Annotated in this window: 6 protein-coding genes, 5 tRNA genes and 7 rRNA genes; all 18 read left to right on the top strand. The window is 45.1% G+C overall.

Annotated elements, in window-relative coordinates; genetic code table 11:
* Positions 1–2: 2 nt before the first annotated feature.
* The 18 genes from ITG09_14140 to ITG09_14055 all read left to right on the top strand — a co-directional run bounded on the left by ITG09_14140 (position 3) and on the right by ITG09_14055 (position 21,648).
* On the top strand, positions 3–2,897 hold the full coding sequence (locus ITG09_14140; protein ID UPR51791.1) for a hypothetical protein: 2,895 nt from the start codon (positions 3–5) through the stop codon (positions 2,895–2,897).
* A gap of 503 nt (positions 2,898–3,400) precedes the next feature.
* Complete coding sequence (locus ITG09_14135; protein ID UPR51790.1) at positions 3,401–4,060, top strand: hypothetical protein; 660 nt, start codon at positions 3,401–3,403, stop codon at positions 4,058–4,060.
* A 13-nt stretch (positions 4,061–4,073) separates the two neighbouring features.
* A complete protein-coding gene (locus ITG09_14130; GenBank protein UPR51789.1) occupies positions 4,074–5,762 on the top strand; it encodes a hypothetical protein in 1,689 nt (562 codons plus the stop codon).
* An 833-nt stretch (positions 5,763–6,595) separates the two neighbouring features.
* Positions 6,596–7,003: a VOC family protein gene (locus tag ITG09_14125; protein ID UPR51788.1), complete on the top strand. Its 408-nt coding sequence runs from the start codon at positions 6,596–6,598 to the stop codon at positions 7,001–7,003.
* Positions 7,004–7,086: 83 nt separating this feature from the next.
* Complete coding sequence (locus ITG09_14120) at positions 7,087–8,340, top strand: HD-GYP domain-containing protein (GenBank protein ID UPR51787.1); 1,254 nt, start codon at positions 7,087–7,089, stop codon at positions 8,338–8,340.
* Between the two features lie 612 nt (positions 8,341–8,952).
* Positions 8,953–10,503, top strand: a 16S ribosomal RNA gene (locus ITG09_14115).
* Positions 10,504–10,568: 65 nt separating this feature from the next.
* Positions 10,569–10,644: transfer RNA gene (locus ITG09_14110), tRNA-Glu, on the top strand.
* A gap of 377 nt (positions 10,645–11,021) precedes the next feature.
* Positions 11,022–13,909: ribosomal RNA gene (locus ITG09_14105) — 23S ribosomal RNA — on the top strand.
* A gap of 135 nt (positions 13,910–14,044) precedes the next feature.
* Positions 14,045–14,160: ribosomal RNA gene (gene rrf, locus ITG09_14100) — 5S ribosomal RNA — on the top strand.
* 428 nt (positions 14,161–14,588) lie between these two features.
* Positions 14,589–16,138, top strand: a 16S ribosomal RNA gene (locus ITG09_14095).
* A gap of 66 nt (positions 16,139–16,204) precedes the next feature.
* Positions 16,205–16,281, top strand: a tRNA-Ile gene (locus tag ITG09_14090).
* Between the two features lie 21 nt (positions 16,282–16,302).
* A tRNA-Ala gene (locus tag ITG09_14085) sits at positions 16,303–16,378 on the top strand.
* Between the two features lie 302 nt (positions 16,379–16,680).
* Positions 16,681–19,569 (top strand): 23S ribosomal RNA (locus ITG09_14080).
* A 137-nt stretch (positions 19,570–19,706) separates the two neighbouring features.
* A 5S ribosomal RNA gene (gene rrf / locus ITG09_14075) occupies positions 19,707–19,822 on the top strand.
* 74 nt (positions 19,823–19,896) lie between these two features.
* Positions 19,897–19,973 (top strand) — tRNA-Thr (locus ITG09_14070).
* 42 nt (positions 19,974–20,015) lie between these two features.
* Positions 20,016–20,131 (top strand): 5S ribosomal RNA (gene rrf, locus ITG09_14065).
* The 16S, 23S and 5S rRNA genes sit together here with 5 tRNA genes alongside, the layout of an rRNA operon.
* A gap of 30 nt (positions 20,132–20,161) precedes the next feature.
* Positions 20,162–20,238, top strand: a tRNA-Asp gene (locus ITG09_14060).
* Positions 20,239–21,252: 1,014 nt separating this feature from the next.
* Positions 21,253–21,648: a DUF2391 family protein gene (locus tag ITG09_14055; GenBank protein UPR51786.1), complete on the top strand. Its 396-nt coding sequence runs from the start codon at positions 21,253–21,255 to the stop codon at positions 21,646–21,648.
* Positions 21,649–21,980 lie beyond the last annotated feature (332 nt).

Genomic DNA, 21,980 nt, shown 5'->3' with positions numbered 1-21,980 from the left:
AGATGAACATTTTCGAGCAAGAAGCTAAGAACAACTATCAACTTATGCGTCAGACAGACCGTGAAGTTGAAGATTTCCTAGTAAATACATTCTCTAACAACCGTTCCTTCATACTGGATGAACAAGTCGCCAAATTTCAGCAAGAGTTGCGTACCTGTGAGGAAGCGAAGAAAACCGTCGATGAGCAGGTGAAACGCTATTTCGAGGGGCTACGTTCTGCACCATGGGCTGCGATGCGTGGTAAGGGGAAAGCTGTACATATCGCTATTGATTCCGAGTGGGTCTTTAACCCTGAGACGGGGAAAAATGACATTCTCTGCTATTCATATTGCGTTCAGGTCGGTGATAAGTTCTTTAAAGGCGTGAAGCATACTGAGATGGCGAAACTGATTAAGCAGTGTCGCGATCAGGGACTAACGAAAGATGAGGAAATGCTAAAGCGCAAACAACTAGCTAACAGCACCAAGGGCTACAAGGTCAATTTCGACAAGTTCATTCAGGAGTTGCTAATCAAAGCAAAAGCTCGTGGATTTATCGACGAGTGGCCTGAGCATACCTTTATTTATGCTCACTTCTTACGGGCTGACATTGCCTCATTTGAAGAGTTTTGGAGTATCGGGGCTAAAAGTAAAAACCATAAGAATTCATTTACAGCGGTTCAAGGTTCAATTACTTCCGGTCGTGGTTCTTATGGTATTGATTTAGCATCTATTGGTCGTAGCAAATACAAGACTGAAAACACCAAGTTCTATACAGGATCGAACAATAGCTTTGAAACCAAGGTGCGCTTCATTGATACGATGTTATTAAGTAGTAAAGCGTCACTTGATGATATTGGTGAGCTAGTGGGTATTCCGAAAATGACTTTAGCTGACGGAATGATCTCTCGTATGGATGATCTGTACTGCGATGATCAAAGCTTGTTTGATCGCTATGCTGTTCGTGATGCGGAAATTGCCTTGAAGTATGGTTTGAAAATGCAGAAATTCGCACTGGTTGATATGCAGGAAGATACAGGGTTAGAGTTGAAACAGTTGCCCTCAACACTTGGTAATTTTGCTGTGTCATTGTTCAAACATACGTGCGGTGGTACGAATGAAATGCACGAGTTCTTAGGGTATGAGAAACGTCAGGGTCAGTATTACCATGCTAAGAGTAATGGGGTTCGTAAATCTATCAATATAGCTAAGACGGTGAGCCGTGAGTATACCGACGCACTAGCCGTGAACTGCTTCTATGGTGGTGCAAACTTCGGAGCGTACTTTGGGGTAACAGAGCAGGGTGACTATAACGATTACGACTTATCGGGCGCTTACACTACGGCATTGGTCGATATTCTCGAAGCTGATTACTTGAGCTCATTTGAGTCGAAGAACATTGAAGATTATCTAGGTCACACCATGGGTTTTGCTTATGTAAGCTTTCAACATCCAGAGGGCACAAAGTGGGGGCTATTACCATGTCGCACTGACTTACGTGGTATCTACTATCCATTAGAAGGGTCAACCTACGTGACAGCACCAGAGTTGCAATTGGCTTATGATGCAGGTGTAGAAATTGAGATTCTTCACGGTCAGGTGATCCCTTGGAAACAAGGCTCGGTATCTCAGTTCAAGACATTCACTAGGATCATCCGTAAGCAACGTTCTAAGTATAAAAAAGAGGGCAATGAACTGTATGACCAACTTTGGAAGTTGATTGGGAATACCCTTTACGGAAAGGTTGGGCAGGGACTTCGGGAAAAATCTGGCTTCGATGTTTCATCAGGGTTAAGTAGTAAGATCCCATACTCACCAGTGACCAATGCTCATTATGCTGCTCATGCTACGGGGTTTGTTCGTGCCACTATGATGGAAATTATCCGAAAGCTCACGATGGATAATAAGGTTCAAATCGTCAGCGCAACGACAGATGGATTTCTTACTAATGCGACGCCTGAGCAATTGGAGAACTGTCTAGACGGTCTATTGGCAAAACGCTTTCAACGTATCTGTAAAGAGGTAAGTGGCGAGGACATGATGCAACTCAAGCACCATGCGAAGCAGATTATTTCGATGAAGACTCGTGGGCAATTAACCACTGAACTAGGTAACACCAAGCCAGTATGTGCTAAGGCGGGTGTTAAACCACCGAAAGGTGTTAACGAAAATGCTTGGATGGTTGAGTTGTTCCTAGACCGCTATCCGAAACAGAAGATTGAACGCAGTCATTTGGCTTCGGCTCGTGATATGTGGTTAAAGGAAATGGACTTGGTTAGCATCCACACCGAGCAAACGCTGAACCTTGAATGGGACTTCAAGCGTTGTCCTATAAACCCTCGTATGGTGAAAGTGCGTCACCCTGTTAGCGGTGAAATGGTAGAGCATTTATCGTTCGATACCGTTCCATGGAATACCGTTGATGAGGGTTTAGATGCTCGTACTTACTTCGACGAGTGGCGTGTAAACAACTGCTTAAAAACGATGGAGGATTGGGACAATTGGATGGACTTCTACAAGGTTCGCCGTTACCTCAAGGGTACAAACGTTAAGTACCTAGAACATGGTTCAGAGGGCATCTTCAAGGTGCAGATGTTACGTGCTATCACTCAAGGTGGTTGGGGCTTACCTGCTGTACCACAACGAGCTCCACGTGGTTATTACCCAAGCTTGATGAAGAAATTGGCAGATGGTGGCATTCAATTAACCAGCACTCAGGACTTGAGCAATGCTAAAGGACGTAAGCTACTTGAATCAGCGTTGCCAATCACGAGTCGCATGTTGCCACTGCTTTCTTGGTTTGTTCGTGAGTATCCGATGGTGGATCTGACCTTGGTGTTTCACCCTGACGAGGTTGATGAAGCAGTATTGATGTTGGAAGACTACAATCTGAAATACACTGAAAAACTAGCTGCTTAGTATGTGCTCAACGACTGAAAGCCTTATTCCGTAAGGGATCTGGCTTTCTATTTCAGAACAGGTAGTAGCAATGTAGTGGAACGATTGCTGCCATTCTCTGCTGCTGTAGTGGAGATATTGCCCGTGATGGTTCTACTCATGCTGGTGAACAATTGCAGCAATGTTCCTATTGCTATAACTGGTTCTGAAATTAATCTAGCGGCTCGGTATGTATTGTCTTATCTGTGCTCTAATGAGTGATGGTAAGGCTTATAGGTATCCGTTTAATTCACTACTGTGAGAACGGAATATAAGAGGTAACTGATTGAATTGTAATCGATTGATTTTGGCAGTTTTGATCTGTGGGTTACATCACGTTCATTGCAACGGTTTTCTTATACTTTCTCGAAAAATACCACTATCAATTTTGAAGGAATTATGAATAGCTTTCAGATATTGAACTTCGCGCTTTCAAGTTGAACGGGTATATCAGCTATCAAATATTTCTATTTTGGAGGTTATCAATGGGATTTTGGAAAAAGGTAATTGGTGGTGCGGTGATTGGTGTAGGTGCTATTGCAGCAGCGCCTTTTACTGGTGGCGGTTCAATTTTAGGCGCAGCAACACTTGCTAGCTCGTTAGCGGGGGCCGGAGCTGTAGCTGCCGGAGCCGGTGTTGCTGGAGCAGCCGCAGGTGCCGCTTTGGATTCGAGAAGTAAAGATAAGCAGCAGAAAAATCTTCAACAAGCTTACCAGCAAGGCAAACAAGAATCTGATGCAGAAAATGCTATCGCACTCGAGAAGTTACGTGATGAACTGGCAGTGATTTTACGTGATATTGAAGTGAGAGAAAGCTTCTTGCTCACGGCGTTCGCAGTAGGCATCTGTGCAGCAAATGCTGACCACGAAATTTGTGGTGACGAGCGTGCAGAACTTGTCGAACTCGTTGCAGGTCTGGGCAAAGAAAACGTTTTATCTAAAGCGACACTACAGCGATTAGATGCTTGGTTTAACAACCCACCGAATCTCAACACTGTGTGGCAAATGATTGAAAAGAACAACTTCAACAATTCTGAACATATAGTCATCTTTGATAAGATCGTACATATGGTGATATGGGCTGATGAAGAGCAAAACACTCATGAAGAAGAGTTCATTGAAGCTTGGAACAGTTTAGCGGCTTAAGGTTGAGATTGTTATGAATGATTTGCACAAACTAAAAGCAAGAAGAGCAAAACTACGTCAACTTGAAAAAAGTTCGCATATACGTCCTGTACCCAACAATGTCGATACCAATCGACACTTAGGTGGTGATGTTGACCGAGGTACCCTTGCTTTTGCCGATATGTCTCAAGAGTATTCTCAGCGCATTCAAAATGCGGATGTGTCTGTTTCACGTGAAGAGGTGCAAGCGTTATTCAAATCTTTTGATGACAACATTGATTCGCTCGATCATATTTTGGAACCTGTCTTTTTAAGTTTATTAGATGGAACGATGCGGGCTTTTAAGGTAGGAACAAAACAGGGGATAACTGCGACTCGATTGTATAGTGAGTGTAAATCATTCAGTTATGACAACCCCAATGTTCATGCTCCGATGCTCGATAGCTATACCGAGTATTTGAATGAACAAGAATATATCAAGAAGCATGATAGTAGAGCTGAATATAACAAGGGGAAATTAGTTTATCACGATGATTCCAGTGCAATGAACATGCGTGATGGCTCTAAAATGAGTAAAGCTCATAAAAATCATTTCAACGGTGAGAAAACTGCCACTGATGGCTATGGTGGTAACAAAGAAATTTATGAAAGTGGCACCCATGCGAAAGGGGTTGATAAACAGAATCAAAGAACCGAACTGGATCATGCTGTTCCGTGCAAGATAATCTGTAATAACCTCAAGAAAAATAAAGCACTTACAGATGCAGATATTAAAGATATCATTAACTCTGAAGAGAATTTAGTCGCGACTAGCTTTGAAAGTAACCGCGGTAAAGAAATTGGTAAATCTGATAAGTCTCAATCGGATTTACAAAAAGAGATAAATAACAACTGCATTTTTAACAAGAATGGAGAAAAGATTAGAGATTTAACTGATGAAGAATTAGTTGTTAGAAAAAATATGGTTGAAAAAATGGGGCAAGCCCAAAAAACCATGGATAAAAAGACTAACCAGAAAGTTATAAATAATCTTAAAAGTAATAACGAAGTTCAAGCTCGAATGGCAAAAGATGCCGGGGGTGCTGCGGCAAATCAATCACTCGGTGACATCATTATCTTCATGATTAAACCCTTGTATTATGAGCTGAAAGATTGTCTTGTGCAGGGGATAGAAAAAGGTGTCAATGCCAAGTCATTTAAATCTGCACTGTCCATTCGTATGAACAGAATGAAAAAACATATTCTTGCTCAGGCTGGAACTTCGCTGAAAGATGGCATGTTCTCATTCATTAAAAATTTTATTTCCATGTTATTGGAAGGCATAGTCAATTGCTTTGTTGGTGTATTCAAAAATATTGTTCGGATGATAAAAGAAGGGGTTAAAATCCTGATGCAAATCGGCCCAGTGCTGATGGATAGCAACAAAACCATGGCAGAAAAAGGCGATGCACTGCTGAAACTCGCCGCCAGTTCACTCAGCATTTTTGCCAGCATTGGTATTGAAACCTGGCTCAATTCTATCAATATCGGCGAACCATGGTCGATTATAATTTCATCCGTATTAACCGCTGTATTAACCACACTTACAATGTACTTGCTTGATAAAATGGATTTGTTTGGTCTGAAAAGAGAAGCAAGATTGAATCGTATTGATGAAATACTTTCTCTTAAAGTAGAGGAAAGTAGAAATGAGATGTTTACGATGGTCAATGGTCTTGCTTAATTTTTATTTTGTTAGATAGATTTTGAGTGTAACTGAATTCAATTTCAAACCCTGTTAATGATAGGAGTGCAGCGCGACGACTATGAGTGATTACCAGAGCGTCATTGTCTGCTGAATGTGTTGGAAGATTCTCGGTGGGAGAGTTTCGCTAATCGCTGGTGGAATTGCCGCAATGTATCCATTGCTACATACATAGTCGGAAATTTAGCTCTAAACCTAGACGTGGTGCTAGTTGGTCAGAGATTCTCGATATGACTTGTCGATGAAATTACGTGGTGAACTACGGGCAAACGAGATTGTGTTATGAGTGTTTGCTTGCGCTATTAAGCAGTACATTTGATGCCGGAAAGTTACCATGGTTTCTAGTATGAATATGATCTCAAATGATTGTTTATACACGAAATTAGCGGAGCGATCAGGGATTCAAAATCCGTTGCCTTCGGGCGTGGCGGTTCAAGTCCGCCTACCGGTACCAAACATAGAAAGGTCGCTTATATAGCGACCTTTCGTCGTTTTGGGCGTTTGTGAATTCCTAACCCAGCGTGTCGGCTTGGATGCAAGCCCAGTCAAGTCTCCTACCGGTACCATATTTAAATGACAAAGCCTCGACTCAAGTCGGGGCTTTGTTGTATCTGGGGTATAGGAAACGTTACCTTCGTGGTAATGGCAGGAATGCTTGTCCAATCAGTCAGATCTTGATGTTTCATTCCTAAATTTCATCATTTCTCTTCGTAATTTAATGTGCCAATAAATTAATCTTCTTAAATCAGAATGTTACCTTTAATTCTCATATCTATTGTCTATGTTTAAGATAGGTCATAAAGGAGAGAGATATGCTGAAAGTAACCCCTTACTTATTTTTTGATGGTCGTTGTAATGAAGCATTGGACTTTTATCACAAGTGCTTTGGTGGTGTAGTTTTATCAAAACAACTATTTAGTGACGCACCGCAGGTAATAGAGGGTGCTCAGCCTGATTGGGTTATGCACGCAGAGTTTGAAGCATTCGGTATGAAGCTTATGATGTCAGATGGCGTCAAAGCGAAAGAATTAGAAGGAAACAATCTTGCACTTTCCCTTGTTACTGAGGATACGACGACTCAAGAGCAAATCTTTGAAAAGTTAAAGCAAGGTGGTCGTATTATGACACCTTTAGCGGATACTTTTTGGGGAGCGCGGTTTGGTAAAGTGGAAGATAAATTTGGTATACGCTGGATGGTACATTGTGACTCTTTAAGTTGAAGCAGTGAAATTGGATAGTGAAATTGCTGCTTGGTTTTATTAGAATTATAGATAGAAATTATTGATCAATATTATATATAAAAATGGGCAGTATAAAGATAACCGTAGATCGCATTCAGCCTGGTCTGCACATACGACTCCCGGTAAAATGGAATGAACACCCATTTCTACTCAACAGTTTCAAAATCAAAGATGATGCTCAAGTACAAGTAATTCGACATCTTGGAATCAAGCACGTCTATATAAATCCAAATCAGAGCGATACATCTCCTCTACCAGTTAACCACGTGAATGAACAAGTCTTGGATGCTGATTTACAGGCAAGTCTTGAAACGGAAAGAATGTGGAAAGATAAGCATCAACGTATTGAAACTCTAAGTTCTTACCGCCGAAGAGTAAGCCATTGTGAGAAAGAGTTCGAACGTTCGCTTGCTCGAATGCGCTCTGTGATGACCAAGATCCGTAACAGGCCATTAGATGCAGTGGGAGAGGTTAAGGCTCTTGTTGATGATATTGTCGAAACGCTAGTGAGTGATGATAACATCACCTTGCACCTTATGAATGCTAAAGCGGATTTTGAAGATCTCTACTTTCATACATTGAATGTTTCGGTTGTTGCGCTGATGATAGGTAAAGCTAAAGGCTATAATACACAACAATTGAGAGACCTCTCTTTCGCGGCAATGTTCCATGATATAGGCAAGATCAAAATACCAGCTGCGATATTAAGAAAGCAGAGCGCTCTGACAATACCTGAAGAGAATTACTTAAAGCTTCATACTAAATATGGCGCGGATATTGTCTCGGCAATTGATGATTTTCCTGAAAGTGCTAAAAAGGTGATTGTTCAGCACCATGAGATGAATGATGGTTCTGGTTACCCTGAGGGCTTAAAAGAAGATGAGATTGATGAGTTTGCCAAGATAGTCGCTGTGGCTAATGCATTTGATAACCTTTGCCATGGGAAAACGCAATCTCAACAAATGATCCCGTATTTGGCACTGTCCCACTTATATAAGAGCTGCAAGCATCTATATAGCCAAGATAACTTGGGGCTGTTAGTTAAGTTCATGGGAGTCTACCCACCAGGAACCGTAGTACAGCTTTCAAATGATTCGATTGGGATTGTGATATCCGTTAACGCTAAACATATGCTTTATCCAAATGTACTTATCTATGATCCTAGCGTGCCAAGAACCCAAGCCCCAATCATTGATCTCTTTATTAAAGAGATCAAAATCGTTAATGCCGTTCATCCAAGTAAATTACCTGAACAAGTTCGAGAGTATCTAAACCCTAGAGCTCGGTTATCTTACTTTTTTGATAGTGGAGAGTAGTTATCCACAGGTTGTTGTGGGTAATTTGTTCGAAACTTGGGGTGAAAGTGGTATAAATAAGCCTTTGGTCGAAATGTCTTCTCTTAACTTCTTTTTTCAATAAAAAACGCATTTATTGCTTGCCAATATGAGCGGCATCTCTATAATGCCGCCTCACTGACACGGCAGACGCCACAAGGCCTCAGCGAAGAATGTTAGTAAGGCAACTAGCTTTAAGCGATGATTCGCTTCTACTTTTAGAAAGTAGAAATTAATTCCAAATAAGTGTTTGACACTGAGAATTAAATCGCTAGAATGGCCGCCTCTTCCGAAGTGATGCAAATCACAACGAAGAGAAGCTCTTTAACAATTTAAACCTATCAATCTGTGTGGGCACTCGTTGATGAATATCAAAACGTTTTATCTTCCCTTTTTATTAAGAGAAGTAAAACAGATTCCTCGGAATCAACTTTGGTTTCAATGAACTGAGTGACCAATACGAATAACTACTTTCTCTTGTAGAAAGAAGATATTTGGCACAGTCAATTCATTATCTTTCTGTTGGAAAGATAATAGCTTTAGAATTACTTTTTGTAGTTTTGAAGTCAGTATTCATTGAGCCGACAAAATCTTAAATTGAAGAGTTTGATCATGGCTCAGATTGAACGCTGGCGGCAGGCCTAACACATGCAAGTCGAGCGGAAACGACACTAACAATCCTTCGGGTGCGTTAATGGGCGTCGAGCGGCGGACGGGTGAGTAATGCCTAGGAAATTGCCTTGATGTGGGGATAACCATTGGAAACGATGGCTAATACCGCATGATGCCTACGGGCCAAAGAGGGGGACCTTCGGGCCTCTCGCGTCAAGATATGCCTAGGTGGGATTAGCTAGTTGGTGAGGTAATGGCTCACCAAGGCGACGATCCCTAGCTGGTCTGAGAGGATGATCAGCCACACTGGAACTGAGACACGGTCCAGACTCCTACGGGAGGCAGCAGTGGGGAATATTGCACAATGGGCGAAAGCCTGATGCAGCCATGCCGCGTGTATGAAGAAGGCCTTCGGGTTGTAAAGTACTTTCAGTTGTGAGGAAGGGTGTGTAGTTAATAGCTGCGCATCTTGACGTTAGCAACAGAAGAAGCACCGGCTAACTCCGTGCCAGCAGCCGCGGTAATACGGAGGGTGCGAGCGTTAATCGGAATTACTGGGCGTAAAGCGCATGCAGGTGGTTCATTAAGTCAGATGTGAAAGCCCGGGGCTCAACCTCGGAACTGCATTTGAAACTGGTGAACTAGAGTACTGTAGAGGGGGTAGAATTTCAGGTGTAGCGGTGAAATGCGTAGAGATCTGAAGGAATACCAGTGGCGAAGGCGGCCCCTGGACAGATACTGACACTCAGATGCGAAAGCGTGGGGAGCAAACAGGATTAGATACCCTGGTAGTCCACGCCGTAAACGATGTCTACTTGGAGGTTGTGGCCTTGAGCCGTGGCTTTCGGAGCTAACGCGTTAAGTAGACCGCCTGGGGAGTACGGTCGCAAGATTAAAACTCAAATGAATTGACGGGGGCCCGCACAAGCGGTGGAGCATGTGGTTTAATTCGATGCAACGCGAAGAACCTTACCTACTCTTGACATCCAGAGAAGCCAGCGGAGACGCAGGTGTGCCTTCGGGAGCTCTGAGACAGGTGCTGCATGGCTGTCGTCAGCTCGTGTTGTGAAATGTTGGGTTAAGTCCCGCAACGAGCGCAACCCTTATCCTTGTTTGCCAGCGAGTAATGTCGGGAACTCCAGGGAGACTGCCGGTGATAAACCGGAGGAAGGTGGGGACGACGTCAAGTCATCATGGCCCTTACGAGTAGGGCTACACACGTGCTACAATGGCGCATACAGAGGGCAGCAAGCTAGCGATAGTGAGCGAATCCCAAAAAGTGCGTCGTAGTCCGGATTGAGTCTGCAACTCGACTCCATGAAGTCGGAATCGCTAGTAATCGTGAATCAGAATGTCACGGTGAATACGTTCCCGGGCCTTGTACACACCGCCCGTCACACCATGGGAGTGGGCTGCAAAAGAAGTGGGTAGTTTAACCTTTCGGGGAGGACGCTCACCACTTTGTGGTTCATGACTGGGGTGAAGTCGTAACAAGGTAGCCCTAGGGGAACCTGGGGCTGGATCACCTCCTTATACGAAGATAGTCACGATGAGTGTCCACACAGATTGATATGTTTAAACAGTTAAGAGTAACCTATGTCCCGTTCGTCTAGAGGCCTAGGACACCGCCCTTTCACGGCGGTAACAGGGGTTCGACTCCCCTACGGGATACCATCTTTAAGCACATTTATTTAAGTGTTTTTAAAAATGGTTCATTTATTGAATCAAGCTCTTTAACAATTTGGAAAGCTGACTGATTGATTACTTACGAGTAATTCAATCAAATTTAAAAGTTCTCAATGTTTATCTTTCATTAGATAAACACAACAAACACATTCAAGTGTCTTGTATTCGAATGATCAGAAATGATTGTTCATTTTTTGATTCTACTTTTTATTAAAAAGTGGAAACAAAAAGTAAATTGAGTCCGGCAAACAGTTATCAAGAATTAACCCTTCTTGATGACAACCAAAAACCTTGGTTAGTTGCCATACGCTTATTTGTCTTCACTTTTTAAAGTGAAAGCAAATAGAAACCCTTTCGGGTTGTATGGTTAAGTGACTAAGCGTACACGGTGGATGCCTTGGCAGTCAGAGGCGATGAAAGGCGTAATAACTTGCGATAAGCCCAGATTAGGTAGTAATAACCTTTTGAGTCTGGGATTCCTGAATGGGGAAACCCACTTACATAAGTAAGTATCCTGTTGTGAATACATAGCAACAGGAGGCAAACCGGGGAACTGAAACATCTAAGTACCCCGAGGAAGAGAAATCAACCGAGATTCCGAAAGTAGCGGCGAGCGAAATTGGATTAGCCCTTAAGCTTTTAATGAGACAGACGAAGGCTCTGGAAAGTGCCGCAGTAAAGGGTGATAGCCCCGTAGTCGACATCTCATCATCAGTGAAAACGAGTAGGGCGGGACACGTGATATCCTGTCTGAATATGGGGGGACCATCCTCCAAGGCTAAATACTACTGACTGACCGATAGTGAACCAGTACCGTGAGGGAAAGGCGAAAAGAACCCCTGTGAGGGGAGTGAAATAGAACCTGAAACCGTGTACGTACAAGCAGTAGGAGCACCTTCGTGGTGTGACTGCGTACCTTTTGTATAATGGGTCAGCGACTTAATTTTAGTAGCAAGGTTAACCGTTTGGGGAGCCGTAGGGAAACCGAGTCTTAACTGGGCGTACAGTTGCTAGGATTAGACCCGAAACCAGGTGATCTAGCCATGGGCAGGTTGAAGGTTGAGTAACATCAACTGGAGGACCGAACCGACTAATGTTGAAAAATTAGCGGATGACTTGTGGCTAGGGTGAAAGGCCAATCAAACCTGGAGATAGCTGGTTCTCCCCGAAAGCTATTTAGGTAGCGCCTCGGACGAATACTACTGGGGGTAGAGCACTGTTAAGGCTAGGGGGTCATCCCGACTTACCAACCCTTTGCAAACTCCGAATACCAGTAAGTACTATCCGGGAGACACACGGCGGGTGCTAACGTCCGTCGTGGAGAGGGAAACAACCCAGACCGCCAGCTAAGGTCCCAAAGTATAGCTAAGTGGGAAACGATGTGGGAAGGCTCAGACAGCCAGGATGTTGGCTTAGAAGCAGCCATCATTTAAAGAAAGCGTAATAGCTCACTGGTCGAGTCGGCCTGCGCGGAAGATGTAACGGGGCTAAGCTATACACCGAAGCTGCGGCTACGTACCTTAGGGTATGTGGGGTAGGGGAGCGTTCTGTAAGCCGTTGAAGGTGGTCTGTAAGGGCTGCTGGAGGTATCAGAAGTGCGAATGCTGACATGAGTAACGATAAAGGGAGTGAAAAACTCCCTCGCCGGAAGACCAAGGGTTCCTGTCCAACGTTAATCGGGGCAGGGTAAGTCGACTCTAAGGCGAGGCCGAAAGGCGTAGTCGATGGGAAACGGGTTAATATTCCCGTACTTCTTACAATTGCGATGGGGGGACGGAGAAGGCTAGGTGGGCCTGGCGACGGTTGTCCAGGTTCAAGTATGTAGGCGGAAAGTTTAGGTAAATCCGGACTTTCTTAACGCTGAGATACGATGTCGAGCTACTACGGTAGTGAAGTCATTGATGCCATGCTTCCAGGAAAAGCCTCTAAGCTTCAGATTGTAAGGAATCGTACCCCAAACCGACACAGGTGGTCGGGTAGAGAATACCAAGGCGCTTGAGAGAACTCGGGTGAAGGAACTAGGCAAAATGGTACCGTAACTTCGGGAGAAGGTACGCTCTTATCAGTGAAGTCCCTTGCGGATGGAGCAGACGAGAGTCGCAGATACCAGGTGGCTGCAACTGTTTATTAAAAACACAGCACTGTGCAAAATCGTAAGATGACGTATACGGTGTGACGCCTGCCCGGTGCCGGAAGGTTAATTGATGGGGTTAGACTTCGGTCGAAGCTCTTGATCGAAGCCCCGGTAAACGGCGGCCGTAACTATAACGGTCCTAAGGTAGCGAAATTCCTTGTCGGGTAAGTTCCGACCTGCACGAATGGCGTAATGATGGCCACGCTGTCTCCACCCGAGACTCAGTGAAATTGAAATCGCTGTGAAGATGCAGTGTACCCGCGGCTAGACGGAAAGACCCCGTGAACCTTTACTACAGCTTGGCACTGAACATTGAACCTACATGTGTAGGATAGGTGGGAGACTATGAAACCGCGTCGCTAGATGTGGTGGAGTCGTCCTTGAAATACCACCCTTGTAGTTTTGATGTTCTAACGTTGGTCCCTGAATCGGGATTACGGACAGTGCCTGGTGGGTAGTTTGACTGGGGCGGTCTCCTCCCAAAGAGTAACGGAGGAGCACGAAGGTGGGCTAAACACGGTTGGACATCGTGTGGTTAGTGCAATGGCATAAGCCCGCTTGACTGCGAGAATGACAATTCGAGCAGGTGCGAAAGCAGGTCATAGTGATCCGGTGGTTCTGAATGGAAGGGCCATCGCTCAACGGATAAAAGGTACTCCGGGGATAACAGGCTGATACCGCCCAAGAGTTCATATCGACGGCGGTGTTTGGCACCTCGATGTCGGCTCATCACATCCTGGGGCTGAAGTCGGTCCCAAGGGTATGGCTGTTCGCCATTTAAAGTGGTACGCGAGCTGGGTTTAGAACGTCGTGAGACAGTTCGGTCCCTATCTGCCGTGGGCGTTGGAAAATTGAAAGGGCTGCTCCTAGTACGAGAGGACCGGAGTGGACGAACCTCTGGTGTTCGGGTTGTCATGCCAATGGCATTGCCCGGTAGCTAAGTTCGGAATCGATAACCGCTGAAAGCATCTAAGCGGGAAGCGAGCCTTGAGATGAGTTTTCCCTGGCACTATAAGTGTCCTAAAGGGTTGTCGTAGACTACGACGTTGATAGGCAGGGTGTGTAAGTGCTGCGAGGCATTGAGCTAACCTGTACTAATTGCCCGTGAGGCTTAACCATACAACACCCAAGGGGTTTTGTGGACTCAAAGAAATACCAAACGCTTGAATGAGTTTGAAGAGAAATAACTTTTAAATCAGTTTTCCAGATTATTTTGCCTTCAGTTTTAAAAACTGAAAGTAAAAGCAAAATTTGCTTGGCGACCATAGCATTGTGGACCCACCTGATTCCATGCCGAACTCAGAAGTGAAACACAATAGCGCCGATGGTAGTGTGGGGCTTCCCCATGTGAGAGTAGGACATCGCCAGGCTCCAAATTTATTTTCATTTTTTTAAAAGTGAAGACAAAAGTTCGACTTTGTCTATTAAATAGACAAGTCACCATAGAGTTCTAAGTTTTCTTAGTATTTTATGTTGACTTTCAAAGTGGAAAGCGTATTATACGCGTCCTGATTAGGTGCTAAGGCACTGAAAGCAAAGCTCTTTAACAATTTAAACCTATCAATCTGTGTGGGCACTCGTTGATGAATATCAAAACGTTTTATCCTTTGGATAAAACAGTTACTTCGGTAACAAAATGATTTCAATGAACTGAGTGACCAATACGTTTAACTACTTGTAGTTATTCGGCACAGTCAATTCATTACCATTCTGTTGGAATGGTAATAGCTTTAGAATTACATGTTTACTTCGGTAAATATTAGTTTTGAAGTCAGTATTCGTTGAGTCACAAAATCTTAAATTGAAGAGTTTGATCATGGCTCAGATTGAACGCTGGCGGCAGGCCTAACACATGCAAGTCGAGCGGAAACGACACTAACAATCCTTCGGGTGCGTTAATGGGCGTCGAGCGGCGGACGGGTGAGTAATGCCTAGGAAATTGCCTTGATGTGGGGATAACCATTGGAAACGATGGCTAATACCGCATAATGCCTACGGGCCAAAGAGGGGACCTTCGGGCCTCTCGCGTCAAGATATGCCTAGGTGGGATTAGCTAGTTGGTGAGGTAATGGCTCACCAAGGCGACGATCCCTAGCTGGTCTGAGAGGATGATCAGCCACACTGGAACTGAGACACGGTCCAGACTCCTACGGGAGGCAGCAGTGGGGAATATTGCACAATGGGCGAAAGCCTGATGCAGCCATGCCGCGTGTATGAAGAAGGCCTTCGGGTTGTAAAGTACTTTCAGTTGTGAGGAAGGGTGTGTAGTTAATAGCTGCGCATCTTGACGTTAGCAACAGAAGAAGCACCGGCTAACTCCGTGCCAGCAGCCGCGGTAATACGGAGGGTGCGAGCGTTAATCGGAATTACTGGGCGTAAAGCGCATGCAGGTGGTTCATTAAGTCAGATGTGAAAGCCCGGGGCTCAACCTCGGAACTGCATTTGAAACTGGTGAACTAGAGTGCTGTAGAGGGGGTAGAATTTCAGGTGTAGCGGTGAAATGCGTAGAGATCTGAAGGAATACCAGTGGCGAAGGCGGCCCCTGGACAGACACTGACACTCAGATGCGAAAGCGTGGGGAGCAAACAGGATTAGATACCCTGGTAGTCCACGCCGTAAACGATGTCTACTTGGAGGTTGTGGCCTTGAGCCGTGGCTTTCGGAGCTAACGCGTTAAGTAGACCGCCTGGGAGTACGGTCGCAAGATTAAAACTCAAATGAATTGACGGGGGCCCGCACAAGCGGTGGAGCATGTGGTTTAATTCGATGCAACGCGAAGAACCTTACCTACTCTTGACATCCAGAGAAGCCAGCGGAGACGCAGGTGTGCCTTCGGGAACTCTGAGACAGGTGCTGCATGGCTGTCGTCAGCTCGTGTTGTGAAATGTTGGGTTAAGTCCCGCAACGAGCGCAACCCTTATCCTTGTTTGCCAGCGAGTAATGTCGGGAACTCCAGGGAGACTGCCGGTGATAAACCGGAGGAAGGTGGGGACGACGTCAAGTCATCATGGCCCTTACGAGTAGGGCTACACACGTGCTACAATGGCGCATACAGAGGGCAGCAAGCTAGCGATAGTGAGCGAATCCCAAAAAGTGCGTCGTAGTCCGGATTGGAGTCTGCAACTCGACTCCATGAAGTCGGAATCGCTAGTAATCGTAGATCAGAATGCTACGGTGAATACGTTCCCGGGCCTTGTACACACCGCCCGTCACACCATGGGAGTGGGCTGCAAAAGAAGTGGGTAGTTTAACCTTTCGGGGAGGACGCTCACCACTTTGTGGTTCATGACTGGGGTGAAGTCGTAACAAGGTAGCCCTAGGGGAACCTGGGGCTGGATCACCTCCTTATACGAAGATACCACGATGAGTGTCCACACAGATTGATTAGGTTTAGAAAGTAAAAGAGACGATATTGGGTCTGTAGCTCAGCTGGTTAGAGCGCTCGCCTGATAAGCGGGAGGTCGGTGGTTCGAGTCCACTCAGACCCACCAATATCGACTAGATACAAAGATGGGGCTATAGCTCAGCTGGGAGAGCGCCTGCCTTGCACGCAGGAGGTCTGCGGTTCGATCCCGCATAGCTCCACCATCTTTAAGTGTTTTTATCTGAAAATATTTAAAAATGGTTCATTAGTTTGAATCAAGCTCTTTAACAATTTGGAAAGCTGACTGATTGATTACTTACGAGTAATTCAATCAAATTTAAAAGTTCTCAATGTTTATCTTTCATTAGATAAACACAACAAACACATTCAAGTGTCTTGTATTCGAATCAATGTTTACATTGATTCACAATTGAGTCCGGCAAACAGTCATTAAGAATTAACCCTTCTTGATGACAACCAAAAACCTTGGTTAGTTGCCATACGCTAAGACCCTTTCGGGTTGTATGGTTAAGTGACTAAGCGTACACGGTGGATGCCTTGGCAGTCAGAGGCGATGAAAGGCGTAATAACTTGCGATAAGCCCAGATTAGGTAGTAATAACCTTTTGAGTCTGGGATTCCTGAATGGGGAAACCCACTTGCATAAGCAAGTATCCTGTTGTGAATACATAGCTACAGGAGGCAAACCGGGGAACTGAAACATCTAAGTACCCCGAGGAAGAGAAATCAACCGAGATTCCGAAAGTAGCGGCGAGCGAAATTGGATTAGCCCTTAAGCTTTTAATGAGACAGATGAAGGCTCTGGAAAGTGCCGCAATAAAGGGTGATAGCCCCGTAATCGACATCTCATAATCAGTGAAAACGAGTAGGGCGGGACACGTGATATCCTGTCTGAATATGGGGGACCATCCTCCAAGGCTAAATACTACTGACTGACCGATAGTGAACCAGTACCGTGAGGGAAAGGCGAAAAGAACCCCTGTGAGGGGAGTGAAATAGAACCTGAAACCGTGTACGTACAAGCAGTAGGAGCACCTTCGTGGTGTGACTGCGTACCTTTTGTATAATGGGTCAGCGACTTAATTTTAGTAGCAAGGTTAACCGTTTAGGGGAGCCGTAGGGAAACCGAGTCTTAACTGGGCGTACAGTTGCTAGGATTAGACCCGAAACCAGGTGATCTAGCCATGGGCAGGTTGAAGGTTGAGTAACATCAACTGGAGGACCGAACCGACTAATGTTGAAAAATTAGCGGATGACTTGTGGCTAGGGGTGAAAGGCCAATCAAACCTGGAGATAGCTGGTTCTCCCCGAAAGCTATTTAGGTAGCGCCTCGGACGAATACTACTGGGGTAGAGCACTGTTAAGGCTAGGGGGTCATCCCGACTTACCAACCCTTTGCAAACTCCGAATACCAGTAAGTACTATCCGGGAGACACACGGCGGGTGCTAACGTCCGTCGTGGAGAGGGAAACAACCCAGACCGCCAGCTAAGGTCCCAAAGTATAGCTAAGTGGGAAACGATGTGGGAAGGCTCAGACAGCCAGGATGTTGGCTTAGAAGCAGCCATCATTTAAAGAAAGCGTAATAGCTCACTGGTCGAGTCGGCCTGCGCGGAAGATGTAACGGGGCTAAGCTATACACCGAAGCTGCGGCTACGTACCTTAGGGTATGTGGGGTAGGGGAGCGTTCTGTAAGCCGTTGAAGGTGGTCTGTAAGGGCTGCTGGAGGTATCAGAAGTGCGAATGCTGACATGAGTAACGATAAAGGGAGTGAAAAACTCCCTCGCCGGAAGACCAAGGGTTCCTGTCCAACGTTAATCGGGGCAGGGTAAGTCGACTCTAAGGCGAGGCCGAAAGGCGTAGTCGATGGGAAACGGGTTAATATTCCCGTACTTCTTACAATTGCGATGGGGGGACGGAGAAGGCTAGGTGGGCCTGGCGACGGTTGTCCAGGTTCAAGTATGTAGGCGGAAAGTTTAGGTAAATCCGGACTTTCTTAACGCTGAGATACGATGTCGAGCTACTACGGTAGTGAAGTCATTGATGCCATGCTTCCAGGAAAAGCCTCTAAGCTTCAGATTGTAAGGAATCGTACCCCAAACCGACACAGGTGGTCGGGTAGAGAATACCAAGGCGCTTGAGAGAACTCGGGTGAAGGAACTAGGCAAAATGGTACCGTAACTTCGGGAGAAGGTACGCTCTTATCAGTGAAGTCTCTTGCGGATGGAGCAGACGAGAGTCGCAGATACCAGGTGGCTGCAACTGTTTATTAAAAACACAGCACTGTGCAAAATCGTAAGATGACGTATACGGTGTGACGCCTGCCCGGTGCCGGAAGGTTAATTGATGGGGTTAGACTTCGGTCGAAGCTCTTGATCGAAGCCCCGGTAAACGGCGGCCGTAACTATAACGGTCCTAAGGTAGCGAAATTCCTTGTCGGGTAAGTTCCGACCTGCACGAATGGCGTAATGATGGCCACGCTGTCTCCACCCGAGACTCAGTGAAATTGAAATCGCTGTGAAGATGCAGTGTACCCGCGGCTAGACGGAAAGACCCCGTGAACCTTTACTACAGCTTGGCACTGAACATTGAACCTACATGTGTAGGATAGGTGGGAGACTATGAAACCGCGTCGCTAGATGTGGTGGAGTCGTCCTTGAAATACCACCCTTGTAGTTTTGATGTTCTAACGTTGGTCCCTGAATCGGGATTACGGACAGTGCCTGGTGGGTAGTTTGACTGGGGCGGTCTCCTCCCAAAGAGTAACGGAGGAGCACGAAGGTGGGCTAAACACGGTTGGACATCGTGTGGTTAGTGCAATGGCATAAGCCCGCTTGACTGCGAGAATGACAATTCGAGCAGGTGCGAAAGCAGGTCATAGTGATCCGGTGGTTCTGAATGGAAGGGCCATCGCTCAACGGATAAAAGGTACTCCGGGGATAACAGGCTGATACCGCCCAAGAGTTCATATCGACGGCGGTGTTTGGCACCTCGATGTCGGCTCATCACATCCTGGGGCTGAAGTCGGTCCCAAGGGTATGGCTGTTCGCCATTTAAAGTGGTACGCGAGCTGGGTTTAGAACGTCGTGAGACAGTTCGGTCCCTATCTGCCGTGGGCGTTGGAAAATTGAAAGGGGCTGCTCCTAGTACGAGAGGACCGGAGTGGACGAACCTCTGGTGTTCGGGTTGTCATGCCAATGGCATTGCCCGGTAGCTAAGTTCGGAATCGATAACCGCTGAAAGCATCTAAGCGGGAAGCGAGCCTTGAGATGAGTTTTCCCTGGCACTATAAGTGTCCTAAAGGGTTGTCGTAGACTACGACGTTGATAGGCAGGGTGTGTAAGTGCTGCGAGGCATTGAGCTAACCTGTACTAATTGCCCGTGAGGCTTAACCATACAACACCCAAGGGGTTTTGTGGACTCAAAGAAATACCAAACGCTTGAATGAGTTTGAAGAGAAATAACTTTTAAATCAGTTTTCCAGATTATTTTGCCTTCAGTTTTTAAAAAACTGAAAGTAAAAGCAAAATTTGCTTGGCGACCATAGCATTGTGGACCCACCTGATTCCATGCCGAACTCAGAAGTGAAACACAATAGCGCCGATGGTAGTGTGGGGCTTCCCCATGTGAGAGTAGGACATCGCCAGGCTCCAAATTTATTTTCACTTTTAAAAAAGTGAAAATAAAAAGTTTTCAGAATCGTTTTTAAATGATTTTTGAACTGCTGATATAGCTCAGCCCGGTAGAGCGCACCCTTGGTAAGGGTGAGGTCCCCAGTTCGAGTCTGGGTATCAGCACCACTATTTAGTTGATTTGATTCATCAAGTTAACAACAGAATTTGTTTGACGACCATAGCATTGTGGACCCACCTGATTCCATGCCGAACTCAGAAGTGAAACACAATAGCGCCGATGGTAGTGTGGGGTTTCCCCATGTGAGAGTAGGACATCGTCAGGCTTGAATTGCATTATGCTGAATAGACACTGCGGAGTGGTAGTTCAGTTGGTTAGAATACCGGCCTGTCACGCCGGGGGTCGCGGGTTCGAGTCCCGTCCACTCCGCCATTTATTTAGAAGCCTCGCTAGAAATAGCGGGGCTTTTTTACATCTAAATTATAGTGCTTCGCCCTTCCATCTAATGAATTCCACATAAGGCTCCCGTCCCCCATAACTCTTAGCCAACGCGTCCCCACTATTCCGTCATTTATCAGAAATCCCAATCCTACGACTAGAATCACATCATTTCTGATTCCAATTGTGGTTTGACACAAGAAAGACTTCAAACGCATGCAGCTCTTTAAGCTTACTGATCCAATACTCGAACCATACGACGTTGTAAGTTAGGTTAATGAGACTGTTCTGACTCAGTGCCCCCATTCAATACCTGAAACTATACGAGCATTACAACTCATCCTGCTTGCTCAGTGCTTGGAGTCTTCCTCGAGTACTAGCTAGCAGCCCTTCGTCTAGGGAACGTGACGAAGTGCCTATCAGTGAATCTAGAGGATAGCCTGATGTGTAATTAGGACTCCATCATGGAGGATTTTGCTAAGAACGTTAGAATCCTTAATGAGTCGACTTAATAGATCTTGTTATGCATTAATCTTAAACCACTCTCTATAGCATTAAGCACTTGGTTCGAAGTATTTCAAAGGGTGAAAGCGGACTAAATTTAGTTTGAAGGTGAGAGTCGCTAGGTTGAGCTCCCCAAGTGATGCCGGAAGAATATATAAACTAAGAAGTAGAGTATCCCTCGATCCGTGCCGTGATATTTATCACCCAACTGATTGAGATTATCTGGTTCTAGGCGCTGGTATCTTAGGATGTCTACCAGTCTCTCTTCGATTTTGATGTGTTTTTTGACTCGATATTAAATTAGTTGTTCGACCGCTTTGTTCTGAACATATTGATTTCTTGTTGGTTAGTTCAAGCTATGTTTTGGTTATTGCGACTACTATGAAACTAAGAAGTGTTATTGCTGTTTGCTTGGTAAGAATAGAAAATCCCCCAAGCCATCTGTGGATAGTTTTGTGATTATTTTAAGATATAGATAAAGCCTTAAACCTAGTGAGTAGAACTATGAAATTAAGTTTTAACTTTGAAGATGCGAGCCAAATCTTTGTGGGATCTTTTGCTTTGGCCGTGCCGATTTCTTTTTCTGAAGAGGCTTGGAAGTTAGGGGAAACTTTACCTACCGCTAATCTATTGTTGCTATTTTTACTGTCCGCAGTGTTCTTAGGCTTCTATACGTATGAGAGTGTCTTTCAAAAAGATGTTGTCGCACGGTTGCCGGTGTTTATTTTCAGAATAGTTATTGCTTATGTTATGACGGCATTGGTCGTTGCTTTGGTACTGACTTGCCTGGACAAATTACCGTTATTGAGTGACCCAGTTGTATCGTTCAAAAGAGTGATTGTTATTTCAATGCCTGCCTCTATGGGCGCTATTGTAGTGGATAGTTTTGATAAAGAGTGACTGTGTGTCAATTTGGATTGAAGCGCCTTACAGAGCTTTTCTAGCGCTTATTTGATTCGTTATTTAGCTTTCTCATTTCCAGGCTTAGCATTGATTTTTTCAACCGATCTCCTGATCAATAAAATGCGTAGTAACGTTACTATAAGTGACTTTTACCTGAACGTGTCGTTTGTTGTTGGGATATATTGAAGAGCATCAAGTAGCGAAGATTTGTAGCTTTTGAAGGATATGAAAACGGTTGGTTTCTGAATTGAATATGGTATTTGAAAGGTGAGGGTAGTTGTATTGAGAAGTTAGGATCTTTAGATGTAAAAAAGCCGCATCAATGATGC

It is taken from the genome of Vibrio cyclitrophicus (assembly GCA_023206055.1).
In the GTDB taxonomy this organism is placed as follows: domain Bacteria; phylum Pseudomonadota; class Gammaproteobacteria; order Enterobacterales; family Vibrionaceae; genus Vibrio; species Vibrio cyclitrophicus_A.
This window is presented reverse-complemented; position numbering and strand designations above follow the sequence as displayed.

Coding starts and splice junctions, on each gene's coding strand:
- ITG09_14120 (UPR51787.1), top strand. CDS start 7,087: ATGGGCAGTATAAAGATAACCGTAGATCGCATTCAGCCTGGTCTGCAC.
- ITG09_14055 (UPR51786.1), top strand. CDS start 21,253: ATGAAATTAAGTTTTAACTTTGAAGATGCGAGCCAAATCTTTGTGGGA.
- ITG09_14125 (UPR51788.1), top strand. CDS start 6,596: ATGCTGAAAGTAACCCCTTACTTATTTTTTGATGGTCGTTGTAATGAA.
- ITG09_14135 (UPR51790.1), top strand. CDS start 3,401: ATGGGATTTTGGAAAAAGGTAATTGGTGGTGCGGTGATTGGTGTAGGT.
- ITG09_14140 (UPR51791.1), top strand. CDS start 3: ATGAACATTTTCGAGCAAGAAGCTAAGAACAACTATCAACTTATGCGT.
- ITG09_14130 (UPR51789.1), top strand. CDS start 4,074: ATGAATGATTTGCACAAACTAAAAGCAAGAAGAGCAAAACTACGTCAA.